Here is a 19,585-nt window from a genome sequence, read left to right on the forward strand (position 1 = left end):
TGTGCACCGGGCCGTCCTGGTCATGACCAGTTGCGTTTAGCGTGCAGTGCTGAGTTGTAGGCAGCTGCTGGGTCGCGTGAATGGCCAGGGGCCGGTGCCCAATGGTCCCGTGCGCGGGTATAGGGAAACCAGTTGCCTTCCGTGCTGAGGCGGATGTGGATGCCGATGTTAGGGAATTCGACGTAGTTGTCGTCGAGGTGGGGTGCGCCGGGAGTTGTGTTTGGTTGAGCTTGAATCGCTTCGGCCGCAGTTGCAGGCAGTCGATGTGCGTTCCTCGACTGCGTGGTCCCAGCGCGGATCGTGAACGATGCAGTTGACTACGAAATCGCCTGGCATCACAGGGCTCCGAATCCTCTGCATCGTCGTCTTTCCCGAGCAATGGCACGATGCGATCAGAGTCGGCGAGCTCAACCAGCCACCCGATTTCTCGGCCTGTCCTGTGGTAGTGGGCGAGGTGGGTTGAGGGTGCACGGGGATTGCGCGCCCTCGACGGTCATACCCCGCCTGGTTCGGCGGTCGCTACCAGCGGCGGTCGGCCGACACCGCGATCTCGGGCCGGCAGTCTCGATTACGTTGTGGGTGTCGTGTATGCCTGGTGTCGGCCTCGGGCGTCAGCGGGTGAGGGCGAAGGCGTCGAAGCGGGTGTTGATGTCGGCGAGGCGTTCGATGGCGATGGCGAAGGCGGCGGTGCGGGTGCTGGTCCTGTCTTCGGTTGCGCGGGCGAACATTTCGTCGCTGAGGGCACCGATGCGGGTGGAGATCTTCTCGAAGGATTGCTCGGCGCTGCCGTCGATGTCGCCGAAGAGAACCCACCACCACCATGCATTGGTCGCGGAGTTGGCGACGAAGTCGGGGGACACCGTGACCTGGCGCAGGTCGAGGGCCTGCTCGGCTTCAGGGGTGATGGGCATATTGGCCGCTTCGGCGATGACGGTGGCCTGCACTTCGGCGTGGTTTCCGGCATGGATGCAGTAAGAGGTTGCCGCGGGGACCAGGAGGTCGGCGGGGATCTGGAGCCAGCGGTCGCCGGGCTCGATCCGGTCGGCGTCGCGCAACTGGTTGCGGTCGATCGCACCACTGCGGTCGCGGGTCAGCAGCAGGCGTTCGACGTCGAGTCCCCCCTCATTGGAGACGACGCCGTGCACGTCGGCAATGCCCACCACTCGCACGCCGGCCCGCGCTAGATAGCGGGCCGCAGCGCCGCCCATCGAGCCGAAGCCCTGGATGAACGCTGTCGACTCGGCCGGGTTCATGCCGCGGTGGCGCAGTGCGGCCAGCGCTGCCTCGGCGACTCCGAATCCGCCGACCAACTCGTCGAGGGCAATGCCGTCGACATCGGTGCCGAAGGCCTTCGCCATGCGTGCGTCGGCGGCCGCCATATCCGGGACCGCCCGGTGCGCGGCCTGTACGGAGCTGGTCAGGCCGATGTGCTCGATCGCGCGGTCAACGGCGTCCTGCCGCACACCCAAGTCCTCACCCATGGTCCAGCGTTGTTCGATCAGCGGCGCCATGGCGGCAAGGTAGCGCTCCAGCACACCGTCTGCGGCCGGGTCGTAGGGGTCGAAGTCGATTCCACCCTTAGCGCCGCCCAATGGGACGTAGTGCGCACCCGGCTCGAAGTGGATCGCCTCCTTGAGCGTCATCCCGCGAGCCAGGCCGCGTACTTCCGATGCCGAGCAACCGGCCCGCATTCGCAGGCCGCCGCTACAGAGTCCGCGGACGAGCCGATCGATCACCAGGTATCCGGTGGCGCTGGACTCGGTGTCATGCCAGGTGACTTCGAGAAACGGCGAGTCGGTTGCCGCAGCCGACTCGGTGACGGCATTCGGCAGGGTTAGAGACATGACGACTCCTGTTGCTAACTGATTGGTCAATTAGTTAGTACCGGAGGCTGCCGCGAAGGTCAAGGGGTGACGTTGAGTTCGCTTGCGATCGCCGCGCGGGTCCAGTTGGCCACATCTGTTCCGGAAATGGCCTCGTCGAAGGCCACACGCTGCACCGCGAGGCCGTCGAGCATCGCGGTCAGGCGCCACGCCACCCCCCGTGGATCGGACGTTTTGAACTCGCCCGAGGCGACTCCCAGTGCGACCAGATCGGTAATGACCGCACGCCATCTACTGTCCAGAATCCTGATCACCGCGCGCAGTTCCGGATTGCGCAGCGATGCCGACCAACCCTCGATCCACAGCCGCCAGCTCGGGGCGGCGCCGGTCGGGCCGTATTGGTGCAGTGCCGTGCGTAGCCGTTCGGTCATCGTGCCGTCGCTCGTCGTCAGCAGGGCTTCCAGCTGGGCCAGGTCACGTTCGGTGGCGCTGCGGAAGGCGCTGACGATGAGCTTCTCGAGCGTGTCGAAGTGGTAGAAGACCAGGCCGGGGCTTACATGAAGGCGGGATGCGACGTCACTCGCGCGCACGCCACTGATCCCGCGCTCAGTGATCAGTTCGAGAGTCGCGGCCAAAATTTCCTCACGACGAGCGTCGGCTTCCTTCTTCACTCTGGGCATGACCACAAATTACTCGCAGGTTCTTCTCGTTCAGGGGTTGACAAGATGTGACCGGCGTCGCACTCTTGACCACCATACTGTTTGATCAGTCAGTTAAGACTGCTGGACAGGGAATATTTAGTTATCCTTTTCTTGCAAGGAGGACCTAGTGTCCGAACCCAGCCCCACCGGCGACACAGATTTTCTGCACGCGAACAAGGCAAAGCTCAAACGCGGCCTTCGACGGTTCGACGTGTTCTTCCTGCTGCTCTGCTCGCTCGTCGGGCTCGACACGATCGGGTCACTCGCCTCGTCAGGTCATCAGGCATTCAGCTGGTTACTCATCCTCGCGCTGCTGTTCTTCGTGCCTTACGGGTTGATCGTGGCCGAGCTCAGCGCTTCCTTCCCGCTGGAGGGGGGTCAGTACATCTGGACGCGAATGGCCTACGGCCGATTCGTCGCAGGCATCACACAGCTTGTGTATTGGCTCTCCAACCCGGTCTGGGTTGGCGGCACTCTGTGTGTCGTCGCCATGGAGACGTTCTCGAAGTTCGTCTACCCGCTGTCCGGGGTATGGACCTACATTGCCGGGCTCGTTTTCATCTGGGCCGGCGTGGTGTCGACCTCGGTGTCGCTGCGTGTCGGCCGCTGGGTACCGGCGGCGGGCGCGTGGGCACGCATCGTGCTGCTTGGCGCGTTCTTCGTCTCCACCGTGGTCTACGGCATCAAACGTGGTGTGCAACCGCTGGTTACGGGCAGCTTCACACCCACCTATGCCGGGTTGATCGTGCTGGTTCCGGTCATCGTATTCACCTTCGTGGGTTTCGAACTCTCCAGTTCCGCGGCAGAGGAAATGGAGAATCCACGACGCGCGATCCCGCTCGCGGTATTGCGCTCCGGGATCCTGTCGTTCGTCATGGTCGCCCTGCCGGTCGCCGGAATCCTGTTGGTACTGCCCAATCATCAGGTCACCAGCCTGGGTGGGTTCATCGACGCGTGCAAGGCGGTGCTGAGCGTTTACGGCAGCCACGAACTACCTGACGGGTCAATCGAATTGACCGGTTTCGGTGCCCTCGCCGGTTGGATCGCGGCGATCGGTCTCATCGTCGCCCTGTTCACCAGCGGGGTGGCCTGGGGTCTCGGTGAGAGCCGCGCACAGGCCACGGCGTGCGCGGACGGCGCCGGGCCCAGATTCTTCGGTGTGCTGTCGGAGAAGGCCGGTACGCCGGTCCGAGTCAATATCCTCTCCGGGGTGCTGGCGACAGTCATCATGGTCGCGGCGCTGAATATCACCGAGGGTGATACGGGCAAGTACTTCAGTGCCGGCCTGAACCTCGCCATCTCCATGACGATGTTCGCCTACCTCGGGCTGTTCCCTGCCCTGCTGGTGCTGCGCCGTAAGTATCCGGATGCGCGGAGGCCGTTCAGCGTGCCGGGCGGACGGCTCGGCGCTGTCGCTGCCTCCGTTGTCACGACTGCGATCGTCTTGTTCACCCTGGTCCAGTTGCTGTGGCCGGGAGCGGGATTGGGCTGGTTCGGCAGTACGAGCCATCCCGACGACTCGCTGCCGACCGGTTTCGCCGGTGAACGTCTGGAATACACACTGACTCAGCTGGTTCCCCTGGTCGTGTTCGCCGGCGTCGGACTTGGCTTCGTATTGATCGGACGCCACCAGCGCGGCAGGGCCGCTGCTGTGGACACCGTTACCTCGGCGCCGCATCCCGAGGTCAGCATGCCTTAGACCGATCATGTAAACGGCTGCGGCCGGTCGTCATTCGACGACCAGCCGCAGCCGTTTCTCATCGGGCCGGACCACCCTGCGGGCCGTCGGTATCGCCGCCCGGATAGGGATTCGGAACGAGAAATACCCAGTCCGGCCGCAGCCGGACTGGGTATTTCGGGTGTGGTGGGCCTCAGCGCAGGTTGCGGGAGATCACCAGCCGCATGATGTCGGAGGTGCCCTCCTCGATCTCCTCGAGCTTGACATCGCGCATCCACTGCTCGACCGGATGCTCACGGGAGTAGCCCCAGCCGCCGAGCGTCTGCACCGCGGCCCAGGTGACGAACATGGCCGTCTCGGAGGCGGTCAGCTTGGCCATCGCCGCCAGTCCTGCTGCGGGAGCACCGGAGTCGAGTACTCGCGCCGCGTGATGAACCAGCAGCCGCGAGGATTCGATGCGGGTGGCCATATCGGCGAGACGGAATGCGACCGCCTGGTGCTCGATGATCGCCTTGCCGAACTGCTTGCGGGTGCGCGCGTAGTCGAGCGCGTACTCGTACGCCGCGCGGGCGGCTCCGACAGCGGCGGCGCCGAGCACGACTCGCGAAATATCGAAGGTGGCCATCAGTCCGTGGAAGCCCTGGCCTTCATCGCCCAGCCGGTTGGCCTCGGGCACGAACACCTTGTCGAAGAAAATCTCCCGGCACACGATGGCCCGCTGGCCCATCTTGCGCATCGGCTGACCGAAGGTGATGCCTTCGGCATTGCGGTCGAGCAGGAACGCGGTGACGCCCGAAGAACGCTGCGTCCGATCAGTTTTGGCGAACACCACATAGAATTCGGCGGTGCCGGCGTTGGAGATCCACGCCTTCTGTCCGCTGATCGCATAGCCGCCGGAAACCCGCTCGGCGTAGGTGACGATGGATGCCGCGTCGGAGCCGGATTCCGGTTCGGTGGTGGCCAGCGCGGTCATCGGCGGGTTCGGTCCGGTCAGCGGCCCAAGCCACTGCTTCTTCTGCTCCTCGTTGCCGAGAGCGAGAATCGGGTCGGAGAAGAATCCGTTGGAGCACATCAGGTTTCCGATGCCCGGGTCACCCCAGCACAGTTCCTCCTGCACCAGGCACTGGGTGAACACATCAGTGAAGCCGCCGCCGCCGTACTCGGACGGGATCATGAAGTCGGTGATGCCGACCTCGGAGGCCTTCTGGAAGATGTCAACCGGCGTGACGACGTCGGCTTCATCCACCTCGCGCGCACGCGGGCGGATCTCCCGCACGGCGAAATCGTGGCAGAGTTCGATGATTTGGCGCTGCTCGCCGGTCAGCGGCCAAGCGGAAATGCTGGTGTTCATATGAGACTCCTTGGCTGCCCAGCTCATCGCTGGACCGAGGTTAATTCGGTGTATTCTTCGATGCCGGATCGGCCGAGTTCACGGCCCGATCCGGACGCTTTCCAGCCGCCGAACGGGGCGAGCGGATTGAACGGCGCCCCATTGATATCGACCTGTCCGGTGTCCATCCGGTCGGAGGTCGCGAGTGCCCGCTCGGCGTCGGCCGACCACACGGCGCCCGACAGTCCGTAGGGCCCGCTGTTTGCGAGTTCGATCGCGTGGTCGTCGCCGTCATGAGCGGAGACGACGAGCACGGGGCCGAAGATTTCTTCGATGACGGCCGGGTCGTCCGCCTCGAGGTGGGCCAGCACGGTCGGTGCCAGGTAGTGCCCGCGGTCCAGCCCGGCCGGTCGGCCGGGTCCGCCGGCGACCAGTCTGGCTCCGCGATCCAGCGCGCCACTCACGTGCTGCGCGACGGCAGCACGCTGACGCTCGGAAATGAGCGGGCCCATGTCGGTATCGCGCGCGGTCGGGTCGCCCACCACCAGTGCGCCCGCCGCGACGGCGGCCAGTTCCAGTGCCTCGGGCAACTGCGCCCGCGGCACCAGCAGTCGGGTCAATGCACTGCAGGTCTGCCCACTGTTGAGCATCGCGGAGGCAACCGTGCCCTGCACCGCGGCAGCGAGATCGGCGTCATCGAGGACGACGCTGGCCGATTTGCCACCTAGTTCGAGACACGCGCGGGCGAAGCGATCGGCCGCCGACAGCGCGACAGATCGCCCGACCGCGGTCGATCCGGTGAACGACACGACGTCGACCTGTGGATGCGCGACCAGTGCGGCGCCCACGGTGGTGCCCGTGCCCGGTACCAGGTTCACCACTCCGTCCGGAATACCGGCCGCCTGTACCGCATCGGCGACCAGATAGGCCGAGAGTGGGGTCAACTCAGCGGGTTTGATGACGATGGGGCACCCGGCTACGAGCGCGGCGCCGAGTTTGGCGACCAGCTGATAGAACGGGTAGTTCCACGGCGTGATCGCCGCGACCACGCCCGCTGGTTTGCGCAGCAACACCGAGTTTCCGATGTGCTGTGGCTGGAGCGCTTCCGGCGCGGCGTTCAGGAACCCCGCGAAAACGTCCAGCCCGCAATCGATGTGGGCTTGTTCGGCGATGGTCACCGGTGCGCCGACCTCGGCGACCGTCGCGGCCACCAGGTCGTCGCGGCGCTGCAGAAGTTCCGCCAGGACCGTTCGCAGCGCCGAAATCCGCGCCGCGGGAGGTACCTGCGCCCAGCCGCGCCGCGCTCGAACTGCCGCGGCTACGGCGTCGTCGACATCGGAAACCTGTGCGCTGGCGGCGGTTCCGACCGTTTCTTCGGTCGCGGGATTCTGTACTTCCACGATTTCCGCCGCGCGCCGCCAGTTGCCGTCGATGAGTACCGCGTCGCGGTCCCATATGGTGCTCATCGGGCACTCGCCCTGGAGTCGGTGTAGACCGCCTTGCCCAGCCACTGTCCGCCGTCGACAGTCAAAACCTCGCCGGTGATGTACCCGGCGCGGTCGCCGAGCAGGAAGGCGGCGGACTCGGCGACTTCTTCCGGCGTGGTGAACCGGTTGGCCGGAACACTGGAAAGCACCCGTGCCCGATCGACATCGGTTGGCCACAGTGCGGCCGAAGCGCCTTCGGTTTCGGTGGGTCCGGGCGCGATGCAATTGATGCGAACCCCGCGCGCGGCCCACTCCACAGCGAGGGTGCGGGTCATGGCCAGCACTCCGGCCTTGGCCGCGGCGCTGTGCACGGTGCCGGGATGGCCGTGCCAGGCATAGCTGGCAATGACATTGAGGATCGAGCCGCCGTGATCGAGCATGTGCCGGGCCGCCGCTGAGGTGCAGTGGAACGTGCCGTTCAAGACGATGTCGACGACGGCCTTCCACCCATTCGGCGACAGCTCCTCGGCCGGGGTGACGAAGTTGCCCGCGGCATTGTTGACGAGCAGATCGAGTCGGCCGTACCGCTCGACGATTCCATCGATGACCTGCTGGACGGCGGCGAAATCGCGGACATCCGCTGTGGCGGTGTGGATTCGGCCGTCGCCCAGCGCGGCGGTCTCCTCCAGTCCGACCGCGCGGCGACCGAGCACGGTGACGATCGCGCCACCGCGGGCCAGCCGCAGCGCGGTCGCGCGACCGATGCCAGAGCCGCCGCCGGTCACGAGTGCGACCTTGTCGGTGAAGTCCTCAGTCATTCGGGTTCTCCGTTTCTTCGATGATTAGTGCGTCGACGGCCAGCGCTCCGGCCGGTCCGACGCGTACGGGATTCAGCTCCACCTCGCTCACCCCGGGGTTGGCCGCGAGGAATCTGGAGACGGCGGCCGCGAGTGCCGCCAGTGCGGCGATATCGGTCGCCGGCCGACCACGCCAGCCGTCGAGCAGTGGGGCGCAGCGCAATCGGGCGATCATCGACCGCGCTGTCTCCTCGCTGATGGGTGCCAGCTCGACGGCGGTGTCGCGCAAGGCTTCCGCCTCGGTGCCACCTGCGCCGAGGGTGAGCACGGGGCCCAGTCCGGGATCTCGGTGTCCGCCGATCAAGACCTCGACGACATGCTCGGAGCGGTCCTGTTCTTCGACGACGTATTCGCCGTCGCCCAGGGCCGCCCGCATCCGATCGAAGGCTTCGACCAGTTCGTATGCGTCGGCAAGGCCGAGCACCACGCCGCCGTGTTCGCTCTTGTGCGCCAGCCAGCCGGCCTTCAGGACGTAGGGCGCCTGCAGCGTCTCCGCGGCGGCGACAGCCTCCAGCCGATGGCGGACGACCATGCCGGAGGGAAACGGCACACCGCAGTCGGCCAGCGCGTTGCGTGCCGCCCAATACCCCGACAGCGAAACGCCGGCCGGTACACCGAGTTCGGCGGGTGCGGGTGCGGTCATGGGGCGCAGCGCCACCATCCCGGCCACTGTCCGGACGGTCGCATCGATGTCCTCGAAGACCGGTACCCCGCCGGCCCACAAGGCGTCGGCGATGCTGGAGGAGTCGGCCATGGTGTGCACGAAGACCGGTTTGCCGTACGACGCCGACACCGCGGCGATATTCTCCGCTACTTCGCGCTCGCGTACCGCCAGGGCCGGAACATCCTCGTGGTAGCGGCCGAAATACCCGGTCAGTACCGCGGCATCGACGTCGGGATCGGACAGAACGGAGGCCAGGACATCGACGTACGTCCCCAGTTCGCGTTCGCCTGCGCCGGCCAGATCGACCGGGTTGCTGACCGCCGCGCCCGGTGGCAACAGTCCCGAAAGTTGCGTCGCGACTTCTTCTTTCACCGCGGGGACGGACAAACCTGCGGCAACGGCCCGGTCAGCGGCGACACCGCACTGTCCACCGCTGTCTCCGACGACAGCGACTCGTCTTCCGGCCGGTGATGTCGTCGCCAGGCACGCCTGGGCAATCTGTACCAGTTCCGCCGGGCTACCGGCGCGATGCACTCCGGCCCGGCGGCAGGCGGCATCGACCACATCCATCCGCGAGGTCAGTGATCCGGTATGCGATTGCGCCATCCTGCTGCTGGCAGCTCCGGCGCCGACGGTCAGCAACAGCGCCTGTTTGCCCGTCTCGCGCAGTGCCGAGAGCGTGTCGAACAATTGCTCGCCGTCGGCGAAGCTTTCCAGGTACAGCGCGATGACCTTGGTCTGGTCGTGGTCGGCGAGGTCGGCCAGCAATTCGGCTGCCGTAACGTCACTCTGATTGCCGACTGACACGAAGCGGGATACTCCGAGGCCGCGTCGCGCTCCGAGAGTCGCAATCTCCGAACCCAATTGGCCGCTCTGCGACACGATGGCCAGGGAGCCCGGCTGGAGTCGTCCCCAGCACAGCTCGAGTTCGCCGACGGCGTCGTAGATTCCGAGACTGTTGGCGCCCACCAATCGCGCTCCCGCAGCCCGGATCGCCTCGGCCAGTTCGGCCTCTTTCTCGATTCCGGCGGTGATGCCGAGAAAGCCGCGCACCCCCATCTCCAGGGCTTCTGCCACGACTCCGGCCACCTGGGCCGCGGGTACCGACAGCACGGCCAGCTCGGGCGTGGCGTCCAGCGCGGACAGGCTCGGCGCGCACGCGCTGCCGAGCAGGGTGTCGAAGCGCCGGTTCACCAGCTCGACCCGGCGGCGGTGACGACCCCGCAGCGCGCCGGATGCGAGCCAGTACCCCCACTTCGACTCGTCCGCGGACGCGCCGACGACAGCCACCGACCGCGGGTCACGGAATACCCGCAGACGCTCGTCGACGGGAATGCTCATAGTTACCTCGATTGCTAAATTTAGCTGATTCGTCAGTCAGTTAAGGTGTGATAGAACATCGTTGTCAAGTGTTTGACATCGATTGACCCGAAGGCTGATATAACTGATTCACCAGTCAGTCATCAAACTCAGGAGGTCCCGTGCAGCAGCCCACCGGCGGCGAGGCGCTTGCCGCCGCATTGGCCGACCACGGCGTCGACACCGTCTTCGGCATCCCGGGAACCCACAACCTCGGTGTGTTCTCCGCGCTCGTCGCAAACGGCGTGCGCCCGATATTGACGCGCCACGAGCAGGGAGCCGGCTACGCCGCCGACGGCTACGCCCGCACCAGCGGCCGACCGGGCGTCTGCCTCACAACCACCGGTCCGGCCATCCTCAATGCCGCTGCCGCGGCCGCGCAGGCATGGTCGGACTCCGTCCCGGTGCTGTTCATTTCACCCGGTATGCCGACCAGGCACCCGGCCCGCGGCAACGGGTTGCTGCATGAGGTCAAGGATCAGCGCGCGGCGATGGACGCGATCGTCGCCTACAGCCACCACGTCCGGTCGGTTGGCGAGATCCCCCACGCGGTGGCGGCGGCTTTCGCGGCCATGACCGCTGGACGTCCCCGGCCGGTGCACCTCGAAATACCCCTGGACCTGATCGACGCCCGCGCCGACGCCCCCGCGGTCGCGCCCACCAAGTCCGCGCCCCCGATTCCTGATGCCGGCGAACTGGCTACCGCCGCCGAGTTGCTCGCCGCGGCGCAGCGCCCGGTGATCATCGTGGGTGGTGGTGCCCGCTGGGCAAGTGAATCGGTCCGTCGGCTCGCCGAACAGCTGGGCGCTCCGGTGGTCACCAGCGCGAACGGCAAAGGCGTTCTCGACGAACAGCATCCGCTCGCGATAGGAGCCGGGTTGCATCACCCGAGCGTGCGCGCCTTGGTCGAGAATGCCGACGTGGTCCTGGCGGTCGGCACCGAACTCGCCCCGTCGGATCTGTGGAACGGCCCCTTCCACCTGTCGGGGACGACAATTCGCGTCGATATCGATCCCGCAGCGGTCATTACGAATATCGACCCGGGCGTTCGCCTGATCGGCGACGCGGCTCGGACGATCGACGCCCTGCTCGCCCTGCTGCCGGTGGACCCGCGCGTCACCACACGGGCCGCGCAGGCGCGTGACGGCCTGATTGCCGACGCTGCCGCCGAAGGTGAGCCCTACCTGGACATGCTTGCCGCGCTACGCACCGTCGTGGACGAGAAGACCATTGTCGTCGGCGATAGCACCATGGCCTGCTACTACGGGATTCTGTCCGGTCTGCGGGTGCGCCGGGCCGGTGGATTCCTCTACCCGACCGGAATGGGCACGCTCGGCTACGGCCTGCCCGCCGCCATCGGTGCCAAACTCGCGGACCCCGACGCTCACGTGCTCGCGGTGCTGGGCGATGGCGGGGTCATGTTCACCATTGCCGAATTGGCCGGTGCCGCACAGCTCGGCCTGGCGCTGCCGGTGCTGGTCGTCGACAATGGCGGCTACGGCGAGATCCGCGACGAAATGGTCCAGCGCGGTGAGGAACCCGTCGCCGTGGCGCTGGATCGGGTCGATTTCCCCGCCGCCGCCCGTGCCATGGGCTGCTACGGCGTACCGGTCACCGCCGATACCCTCGCCGGTGCTGTCGAACAGGCGTGGGCAGCCGACCGACCGACGGTCCTGCACCTTCCGCTTCCGCCGCGGTGAATGACGGCCCGGTCCAGCGGGATCGGGCCTGCACCGTTCAGATTCGCTTATGTCCCAACGGTTTTGGGTTGGAAATGGGCTATGGCTTCCTGCTGGATCCGTTTCATTTGCGCACCCATGGCACGGCCCAAGCTCGACCGCTACGACAGCCACGCGTTGGCACACTCGGGGTTCGATGACGTTCCTCGACTACGACATCCAGCGAATCATCTACTCCGCCAACGTAATCAGATCTGCCGCAGGCGTGGACAAGTCCTCGGTCATCCAATACTTCGGGTCCAAACAGGGGCTGTTCCGGGAAGCGGTGCACTGGGACATCCCCATTGCCGAGTTGACCTTCGACGACGCGATGGAGACCACGGAGAATCGCGTCCGGGCGATGCTCGCCGCGTGGGCGGCCGACCCGAACAGCCCGATGGCCGTCCTGGTCCGTACGAGCATGACCAGCGAGGCCGCCGCCGAACTGCTACGCACCCACATCACCGCGCAGTCGGTCGACCCGATCGCCGCGAGCATCCATGCCCCCGACGCGAGACTTCGTGCCGCACTAGCCGGCGCGATGCTGATGGGTATCGCCAGCCAGCGCTACATCTTGCGGATGTCCGACTTGAAAGACGCCGACGTTGAGGACATTCTTCGACTCATCACACCATTGATACAAACACTCCTCGACCCGGACAGCGAGAAATAGCGACAGCCAGCATGCCGGCAGCGGAACCCAGTTGTTCGGCGTGTTGGATTCTGACACGCCGATGTGGTTGGAGCGCAGGCGGAACACTTAAGACAAAGACTGGAGACTTGCACGCATAGGGTCGGAGTCATCGGTGATGGCCAATCTCGTCATTCGATCCGTCCCGCCAAAATCTCACACTTTTGATGGGATTTGCCCAGATCTGATGGGACATGATGGGCGGGTACTGGAGTGCAGAGATCGTCTGTGACCAGGTGTGATGAGTTCTTCTGAGGCACACCTGGGTCGGAAGGGGATTTCGTCTATTCGACGACGCGCAGATTTGGGGCCAATTCGAGGCCATCGGGTCCCCAGAGCGCCAGAAGCTCGGGGATCTGTGGCCCACCGTTCGGCGTCGTCAGGAACCGGGACAGCCGGCTGCCGCCTTCCGCCAACGTCACCACATCCGGATGCAGGTAACGCGGGTAAACACGGCCGCTGCGCTGGTTATCGAGATGTACGGGCTGCAGCTGGACATCCTCGCCGAATTCCTGGGGATGGGTGTCACCCATGCCCGTATCGCGGATCGGGGCCGGTGCCAGCTCATGCGGGAGTCGTTGGTGGGCGGCGTCGACGACGCGGAACACGTCCTGTCCCCGGCACAGGTAGAGCAGCCCGACCATGGGCGGATCGGCGTCGCGTGCGGCGTAGAGCGCCCCGCGAAGGGCTTTGTCGGACACACCGCAGCTGTGCGGGATTTCGCGACGCGCGATATATCAGACAAGGCGAGGGCGCCGGTAGATGTCGTAGACGGTCTTGACCGGAGGGAACTCCGAGGGCAGCATCGCCCACGCGATCCACCAGTCGGGCACGACGAACACGCGGGAATACGCGATGATGACAAATGAACTCCCTGGTACAGCAATTGATCTCAGCAATCACTGCTCTACCAGGAGTTCACTCAAATCTCGAGCGTCACACACACCCAACACCGGAGTTCTCGGACGCTCACTCAGATGCACCAGACGAAACTGCCGAGGGGGAAACACCACGTAGCTGATCCGAATGATCCGTCGACCGGAGCGGTCGAGGACGACGGAGGCGCCGCGGGAGTCGAATCGGCAGTGGCTGCGGGCGCCGCGAGGACGAGCAGGGGCGCGGCAATAACAGTCGCGGCTAGGGTTTTGACGATCTTGCTAGACATTTTGCTTCCTTACAGCGAGCTTTATGACGTCCGCGTAGTAGGCCGCGCTGCCGAACTACCGGACTGGGGCTGCGAGTGCGTTAGGTGCCGAATCGACTTTGCGACACGCGATTCGCTATTTGGTGAAGTACATGATGCGTCCCGATAGGAACGCGCATTCGGACTGGCCGACAGCTGCAGCATCGACCGGACCGAACAAGACGTCATTTGGTACCGCGGAAGGCGTCAACGACAGCTTACCGCTGGCTACCAGAGATTCGGCCGGAACGAGAATATTTAGAAGATAACTTTCCTGTTTAAGTGAGCGTCTGAGAACTGTGTCTGGTGCGGGCGAGTCGGCGTGATATGACGGCGATCATGACGATGTAGACGATGGCTTCGTGGTGGTCGGGTCGGGATTCGTGGCAAAACTGGCGGCTTGGTACGACCGGTGAGCCGCTACGGAAGCTCTTCAAGGGCGCCGAGCGACTGAAGAACGACCGCAACATCGTGATTCATGGTGAGTGGACTACGGAGTGTTCGTACGAAGCCGGGTCCGAGTTCTGTAAACCGCGATCTACTATGAGTCCTCCTGGCTCATCGGGTTCGTAAGCCACCGCACCCTAACCTATTTGCGTGCGCACGTGCGGACATGTATCTCGAAGCTCGTCGGCGAGTGGTGTGCGCCTCGGGGCTTGCTCGGCCGGGTGGGCGCAGTGCACGCACGACGGTATCTGTCGGGAGATTGATTGGGCTGCAACGGCAATCGAGCCGATCGGCTACGCACGTCCCGTGCTGCGGCGGCGATCCGGTCGCGTCGATATGACCCGGGCGGACCCACCGCAGTGGACAGTTGATCATGCAGACCGCGGTCGAGCGGCGTGTCATCGACCGCGGCGAGCCCCAGATTCCCAATCGATAGTTGATCGAAATCAGTCCCACGCGGTAGTGGGCAAATGCGTTGCCCGCATGCATTTTCCGCGCGTTCGACCCGCACACGAATGCTCTGCCGTGAATCCACACCAGGACAGGTAGATCGGATCCCGCCTGGTCCGGTGTTCGAACATCGAGGTTTCAGGTACTCATCCCAGCGATATGGTCGCTGCCGATCATGGTGAGGATCGGTGGCGGGTACGGCGCCTGTGCGTAAGTGGGCCCGTTCGTAAGCGCATCGGGCATGCCCGACCAGTGCGGAACCGGCTGGCGGCTGGAGGCGGAGCGATCTGATCGGCCACTGGTGGCATGGGGGATTCTGAGGGAACTCGGTCACGCCATCCCGGCGTCCGCGGACCTTGCTGCTGGGCAATGGAAGCAATGGGCTCCATATGACTCCGTGTCCGGAGCCGATTGTCCGCTGCTTCCGGCTGCCTTCAGGTCCGGGCTTGATCACGAGGTGGACTATCTGGATCGGGTGCGGTGCAGGAACCATCGGCCGCCGAGTGCCGCGATGACCAGGTGGGCGGCCAGACCCAAGCCTGCGACGGTGAGTCCGACCATGCTGCCCAACCAGAGGTGTGCCGCGATGCCGAGGATGATCAGCGGCAGCGCGATGACCCGGACCGCGCCGATGGCTCGGGCGGTTGGGTGTCTCATCCGGCCGCGCCCGGCTTGACGGCGGTGACATATCGGATCCACGGGTGCAGATCTCCCAAGGTGATCTGCTCGAAGCCTGCGTCGGCGATCATCGGTTCGAGCAGGTGGATCGGATTGTGTTCCATGGCCGGACCGGTCAGTGCGCCGACGAGATGCCTGCCGATCCGATTCGCCGGTGGCCGGAATTCGCCGATCAGCAGTTGCCCGCCCGGTCGCAGCACCCGCCGCATCTCCGTCAACGCCGTCGGGCGCAGATCCTCGGGCAGGTGGTGCAGCATCAAGCAGTTGGCCACCACGTCGAACGAATCATCTTCGGCGGTAAGCGATTCGGCGACGCCGACGGTGTAGGTGCAGTTCGAGTCGGTGGTGATCCGGCGGGCGTGGTCGAGTACCGCCGCGGATGGATCGAGGCCGACCACCGTTCCCGAGCTGACGACTGCGGCGAGGCGGCGAGTGAGATAGCCGGTGCCGCAACCGATGTCGAGGACCCGATCGCCTGGGCCGGCACCGCTCAGTTCGGCGAGGCGGCGGTACACGCGGTCACGCCGTCCGCCGAAGAATGCCGCGCCGAAAACGTCATAGCTGCGTCCGTGATCGATGGTGAGTCCGGCGGTGCCGGGGTTGTGGTTGTGATTCAGCAGATGTCCGAGGCCCATGGCTCTCTCCTTAACTTAGTGCCGACTAAGATACCTTTAACTTAGTCCCCGCTAAGTTAATGTGCAAGGGTGGATACGATAGGGCCATGGTTCGCGCATCCTCGACTCCGGCAGATCCGCGGCGCACTCGCCTCAGTGCTGCCGACCGGCGTGCGTCGATCATCGACGCCGCCACCGTGGTGTTCGCCGAGTCGGGATTCCAGCGCAGCACCATGGCCCAGATCGCAGCACGGCTGGGCGTCACCGAGCCTGTGCTTTTTCAGAACTTCGGCTCCAAGACGGGCCTCTACGCTGCCGTCGTGGCACATGCCTCTGGGCAGATGTCCGCCATGATGCGCGCCTTTGCCGCCGAAACGGATTCGATTGCCGGACTTCTGGCGCATCTGCTCAGCCCTGGCCACATCGACGAATTGCACGCCCCCGGTTCGCTCGGGGTGATCTTCGCCGACGCGATGACCCTGACCGCCGAACCCGCCGTCGAACAAGCCGTGCGCCAGCAAGTGAGCGAACTCGCCGACGTCCTGGCCGAGGTGGTGATCCAAGGGCAGCGGGCAGGTGAGCTGCGCTCGGATCTCGACCCGGCCGCAGCCGCCTGGCTGGTCCTGTCCTTCCTGGCGGCCCATCGCTTCCGCAGTGCGGTCATGCCGGACCGGCAGCGCCTCGAAGACCGCATCGGCGCCATGACGCTGCGCACATTGGTGGAACCGAGGCATCAGCGACCGGGTGCAGGCGATGGCTAACCCGGCGCGGTACCGGACCGAACGGGGAGAGATCGATGGGTGGCGGCACCGACTTCCGTGTTCAACGCTGTCCGTGCTGGTTAGGGGTGATATCGAGCGTGCCTAGAACGTGCCAAGAGGGGCGGATACGAGGCGGACCGGGCAATACGTGCCGGACGTTGAAAAACCTTTGACCTGGACGGGAGAGCACCAGCTGGACACCCTGGGGCGACTACCGGTTCCCTGGGGGTCAAGTGGTCGCAGGTTCAAATCCTGTCATCCCGACCAGGTCAGAGGCGGTTTTCCGCTCTCTGCTCGACATTTTCAAACCCTCCAGCGTGCCTAGAGGTAGGCAAGCGGGCCTTTCGCCTGAAAGGTACGCAGCTCATATTGTTCGAGGAAATCTTCGGGGCTCTGCCGCTGGGGATGCTTTGGGAGACGCATCCGGTACGTGACATGGAGCGCACGAGACGCTTTGTGGGAAGAGAATTTCAGTCGGCTCCTTGACTACGTTGAAAGCAATGGGGATGCCCTAGTCCCGAAGAGGTACACATTTGAGGGAGACCGTCTCGGTGCATGGGTCATGTGGCAACGCAAGAACTATGCGAAGGGGGTTCCTGATACCTCCCGCGCACGCCGACTCCAGGGCCTGCAAGGCTGGATGTGGAACGCGCGGTGAGCGCGTTTGCCGACTGGCCGATTTGAACTGGATGGGGCGGCACACTCATAGCCAGCTCCCCAGCGACCAGAATGCCTGACCCGTCGGAAGGTCACTGGTTCGAGCTCAGGAGGCGTCCATCGGCGCGCAACGCCCAGGCCGCCGTCCTCAGGCTGCTGCACCCAACAAACCGTGCCTCTACCTGGCCTTCACTGCCGTGCTGCCGACACTGCGTCTGGTGCTGTCGATCGTCGTGCCTGCTGTCATCACCTACCGCGCGGTCGCCTTCGTGGTCGCATTCTTCCTTGCCCAGGGCTCCGCGCAACGATGAGCGACCCCGAAGAAGCTAGGTCGGGGTGGATACGACCTTCCAGCCGGACGGGACTGTCCGAGTCGCGCAACCGGCCCCTGTTCGCGGAGATCGAGAGTGACTGTGCGGCCGCGGCTTTCCCGCGGCGAGCGTTAGTTATCCGGGTCCGTGCCGACTGCGGCGGGTGTTTGGACCGCCGAGATCGGCTCGCATTCACTTCGAGGGGCGGGCGATAGTCGGGTGCGAAACGCATTCCGGGGGAAGCGGCGTCGCGCGGCTGTCGTGCCCGTGGTTGCATGTGGGTGCGCAGGACGAGGTGGAGGACTATGGGATACGACTGCACATTGCATCTGGTGGACGAAGGCGCGATCCGGGAGCAGTTCGTGCCCCGGCTGCTCGGAAGTTCCACCGGGCCGACAGCGTTGGATCGAGTGCATCCAGGCGCTGAGGACCTCTGGCGGCAGGTGCGGGAGCTGCTGCTCGGAGAGGACGGGCGGGCCGCGGCGGAGGCCGTGTCCGTTGCGGCGGTCATGTTCAGCGCTTCGATGCTGCCGTACCGGTACGAGCGAGGACTGGCGCTGAGCCTCGCGTTCGAAGCGGGGCGGGTGTTCCAGGACGCGGTGTTCGTACCGAAGGCCGCGTACGAGCCGGACGGGCTGTTCACCGAAGTCGTTGCGGCGCATCCGCAACTGGGTGGGCGGTTCTCGTCGGGATGGTTCAGTGGGAATTATTCGACGGGCCTGTATGTGCCCGCCGATCATGTCGCGGAGGTGCTGGCGTGGGTACAAGAGCAGCTCGCACCATTGCCGAAAGGCGAGCAGCGGAAGTACCGGGGGATCGTGGCGACCCTGCGGGCGGCGGTCGACCGCAAGCTGGGGTATTGGGAGGCAACCGATCTCGCGGTGCCCGCGGCAGGTGAGTTCCCGGGAGATCCGGAGCTGATGTGGGCGCAGTACCTGGGCAACGACGGAACTCCGGCCGCCGCGGTGGAGACCGCGCCGTCCTCGCCGATCGCGAGCGTGCTCGATGACATCGTCGACGGATTCCTGCTGTCGCACAGCGCCGGCAAGACTCCGCGGGTGGAATTGTGGAATCTCGAGGCATGGCCGCCGCGTTTGTCGCTGCAGCGCAACGAATTCTGGGTGGCGGCGGCACGGTCCCCCACCGGCGGATGGCTCGCGAACTCCACCGTCGACACGAAGGCGCGCCCGCGCGTGTTCGGGCCGATCCTGGTGGACGGCGCAGAGGATGCGCCACGAGTACTGCCGGCCAAGGGGCCGAGCGAGGCCGACATCTACCCGCACGAGTGCTACTTCCTCGGCGCACGTCCCGTGGTGTTGCACGAGGTGAAGACGCACCTGCTGAGATTCGGTGGCCTGAATGTCGGTGACCCGCTGCCCGGCCCGCTATGGCTCATGGAATCCGGTGCGTGGGAGCAGGTTCCGGGCATCCCGGATGCGGCCGTGGTGAAGAGCGTGCTCGGCGACGCCGCGCGTCCGATGACCGGGGCCGCACGGCTGGCGGACGGCAGCACCGTGTTGGTGTGGGACGGAAATGGCTACGAACTCGACGCGGCGGGCACCGGCTGCGTCCGCGCCTTCGAGATGGGCGCACAGCGCTCGTTCGTCGAGTTCACCTCGGTGCCCGCGGGGGACGACGGATTCTTCTATCTGTCCGATCGCGACCTGTACGAGATCCATCGGGGTGCTACACCGATCCGGCATGTTGAAGCGTGGACGAATGTGATGGCTGTGCGTCCGGGACCAGACGGCGGTCTGCTGCTGAAGTTCGGTGGCAACGACGAGGGTGACGTCGGGGTGCTCTACTTCCCGGAGAACGGCACGTATATCCCGGTGCCGCCGGAGATGTTCGACGGCAGGTCCAGCTACTCGGCCCTGTACTGGAGCCAGGCGGCCGATCGAATCGTGGTGGTCAGCGGCGGTTTTGTCGCCGTTCCTGTGGAAGTTGTTCTGGCACAGCAGAAATCGGCGGTGCCGGAGTAACTGCGATCCTCGGTTCGTACAACTCACCTATCGCGCGGTAGCCGACCGCGCTCTGCGAGATCGCGAAGGGTTGGATGCTAGTAGATCGTGGCTATGATCAGCCTCGCAGTTGCAGGCATGCTACTGATTGCCGTGGGGGCACAATACTGGGCGGTCATCGGCCCGATGGGCCGCTGGGTCAGTGCCTTATTCGGCTTCATCGTAGGTGTATTGACCAGCCCGATCGGCCACCTGTTGGCGTGGCTTCGAGCTCG

General features: G+C 65.2%; 16 protein-coding genes. 6 read left to right on the top strand and 10 right to left on the bottom strand.

What is annotated here, in order from left to right; genetic code table 11:
- Window positions 1-611: 611 nt before the first annotated feature.
- The gene (locus OHA42_RS17960; protein ID WP_406238538.1) at window positions 612-1,844 is read right to left on the bottom strand and encodes a Glu/Leu/Phe/Val dehydrogenase dimerization domain-containing protein; all 1,233 of its coding nucleotides are present in this window, start codon (window positions 1,842-1,844) and stop codon (window positions 612-614) included.
- A 59-nt stretch (window positions 1,845-1,903) separates the two neighbouring features.
- On the bottom strand, window positions 1,904-2,503 hold the full coding sequence (locus tag OHA42_RS17965; protein WP_406238539.1) for a TetR/AcrR family transcriptional regulator: 600 nt from the start codon (window positions 2,501-2,503) through the stop codon (window positions 1,904-1,906).
- A 148-nt stretch (window positions 2,504-2,651) separates the two neighbouring features.
- Between OHA42_RS17965 and OHA42_RS17970 the strand changes: the two genes are divergently transcribed.
- Complete coding sequence (locus tag OHA42_RS17970) at window positions 2,652-4,223, top strand: APC family permease (RefSeq protein ID WP_406238541.1); 1,572 nt, start codon at window positions 2,652-2,654, stop codon at window positions 4,221-4,223.
- 172 nt (window positions 4,224-4,395) lie between these two features.
- On the opposite strand, the gene OHA42_RS17975 is transcribed toward OHA42_RS17970, so the two are convergent.
- The 4 genes from OHA42_RS17975 to OHA42_RS17990 are packed head-to-tail and all read right to left on the bottom strand — an operon-like array spanning window position 4,396 to window position 9,821.
- On the bottom strand, window positions 4,396-5,553 hold the full coding sequence (locus OHA42_RS17975; RefSeq protein WP_406238543.1) for an acyl-CoA dehydrogenase family protein: 1,158 nt from the start codon (window positions 5,551-5,553) through the stop codon (window positions 4,396-4,398).
- 23 nt (window positions 5,554-5,576) lie between these two features.
- Complete coding sequence (locus OHA42_RS17980; protein ID WP_406238545.1) at window positions 5,577-6,998, bottom strand: aldehyde dehydrogenase family protein; 1,422 nt, start codon at window positions 6,996-6,998, stop codon at window positions 5,577-5,579.
- Window positions 6,995-7,777, bottom strand: a complete 783-nt coding sequence (locus OHA42_RS17985) for an SDR family oxidoreductase (RefSeq protein WP_406238547.1) — start codon at window positions 7,775-7,777, stop codon at window positions 6,995-6,997. Before OHA42_RS17985 ends, OHA42_RS17980 begins: the two co-directional genes overlap by 4 nt.
- Window positions 7,770-9,821: an acetate--CoA ligase family protein gene (locus tag OHA42_RS17990; RefSeq protein ID WP_406238549.1), complete on the bottom strand. Its 2,052-nt coding sequence runs from the start codon at window positions 9,819-9,821 to the stop codon at window positions 7,770-7,772. Before OHA42_RS17990 ends, OHA42_RS17985 begins: the two co-directional genes overlap by 8 nt.
- Before the next feature lie 140 nt (window positions 9,822-9,961).
- Here OHA42_RS17990 and OHA42_RS17995 point away from each other — a divergent pair, with 140 nt between their 5' ends.
- Together OHA42_RS17995 and OHA42_RS18000 are read left to right on the top strand one after the other, a co-directional pair.
- Entirely contained in the window at window positions 9,962-11,539 is a 1,578-nt protein-coding gene (locus tag OHA42_RS17995; RefSeq protein ID WP_406238551.1) for a 5-guanidino-2-oxopentanoate decarboxylase, read from the top strand.
- Between the two features lie 175 nt (window positions 11,540-11,714).
- Window positions 11,715-12,230, top strand: a complete 516-nt coding sequence (locus tag OHA42_RS18000; protein ID WP_406238553.1) for a TetR/AcrR family transcriptional regulator — start codon at window positions 11,715-11,717, stop codon at window positions 12,228-12,230.
- Window positions 12,231-12,532: 302 nt separating this feature from the next.
- Here OHA42_RS18000 and OHA42_RS18005 read toward each other — a convergent pair whose 3' ends face one another.
- The 4 genes from OHA42_RS18005 to OHA42_RS18020 all read right to left on the bottom strand — a co-directional run bounded on the left by OHA42_RS18005 (window position 12,533) and on the right by OHA42_RS18020 (window position 15,641).
- Window positions 12,533-12,949 (bottom strand): hypothetical protein, encoded by a 417-nt coding sequence (locus OHA42_RS18005; protein ID WP_406238555.1) that lies wholly within the window; start codon window positions 12,947-12,949, stop codon window positions 12,533-12,535.
- Between the two features lie 1,040 nt (window positions 12,950-13,989).
- A complete protein-coding gene (locus OHA42_RS18010) occupies window positions 13,990-14,415 on the bottom strand; it encodes a hypothetical protein (protein ID WP_406238557.1) in 426 nt (141 codons plus the stop codon).
- Between the two features lie 375 nt (window positions 14,416-14,790).
- Window positions 14,791-14,985 carry a hypothetical protein gene (locus OHA42_RS18015; RefSeq protein ID WP_406238559.1) on the bottom strand — a complete coding sequence of 65 codons (195 nt, stop codon included), beginning with the start codon at window positions 14,983-14,985 and terminating at the stop codon, window positions 14,791-14,793.
- Window positions 14,982-15,641, bottom strand: coding sequence for a class I SAM-dependent methyltransferase (locus OHA42_RS18020; protein WP_406238561.1), 660 nt, complete (start codon window positions 15,639-15,641; stop codon window positions 14,982-14,984). The genes OHA42_RS18015 and OHA42_RS18020 overlap by 4 nt, the downstream gene beginning before the upstream one ends.
- Window positions 15,642-15,727: 86 nt before the next feature.
- Between OHA42_RS18020 and OHA42_RS18025 the strand changes: the two genes are divergently transcribed.
- From OHA42_RS18025 to OHA42_RS18035, 3 genes are all read left to right on the top strand, one after another.
- Window positions 15,728-16,381, top strand: coding sequence for a TetR/AcrR family transcriptional regulator (locus tag OHA42_RS18025; protein ID WP_406238563.1), 654 nt, complete (start codon window positions 15,728-15,730; stop codon window positions 16,379-16,381).
- Window positions 16,382-16,811: 430 nt separating this feature from the next.
- Complete coding sequence (locus OHA42_RS18030) at window positions 16,812-17,039, top strand: helicase associated domain-containing protein (protein ID WP_406238565.1); 228 nt, start codon at window positions 16,812-16,814, stop codon at window positions 17,037-17,039.
- A 615-nt stretch (window positions 17,040-17,654) separates the two neighbouring features.
- On the top strand, window positions 17,655-19,331 hold the full coding sequence (locus OHA42_RS18035; protein WP_406238567.1) for a hypothetical protein: 1,677 nt from the start codon (window positions 17,655-17,657) through the stop codon (window positions 19,329-19,331).
- Window positions 19,332-19,585 lie beyond the last annotated feature (254 nt).

The sequence above is a fragment of the Nocardia sp. NBC_01009 genome, from assembly GCF_045208035.1.
Taxonomy (GTDB): domain Bacteria; phylum Actinomycetota; class Actinomycetes; order Mycobacteriales; family Mycobacteriaceae; genus Nocardia.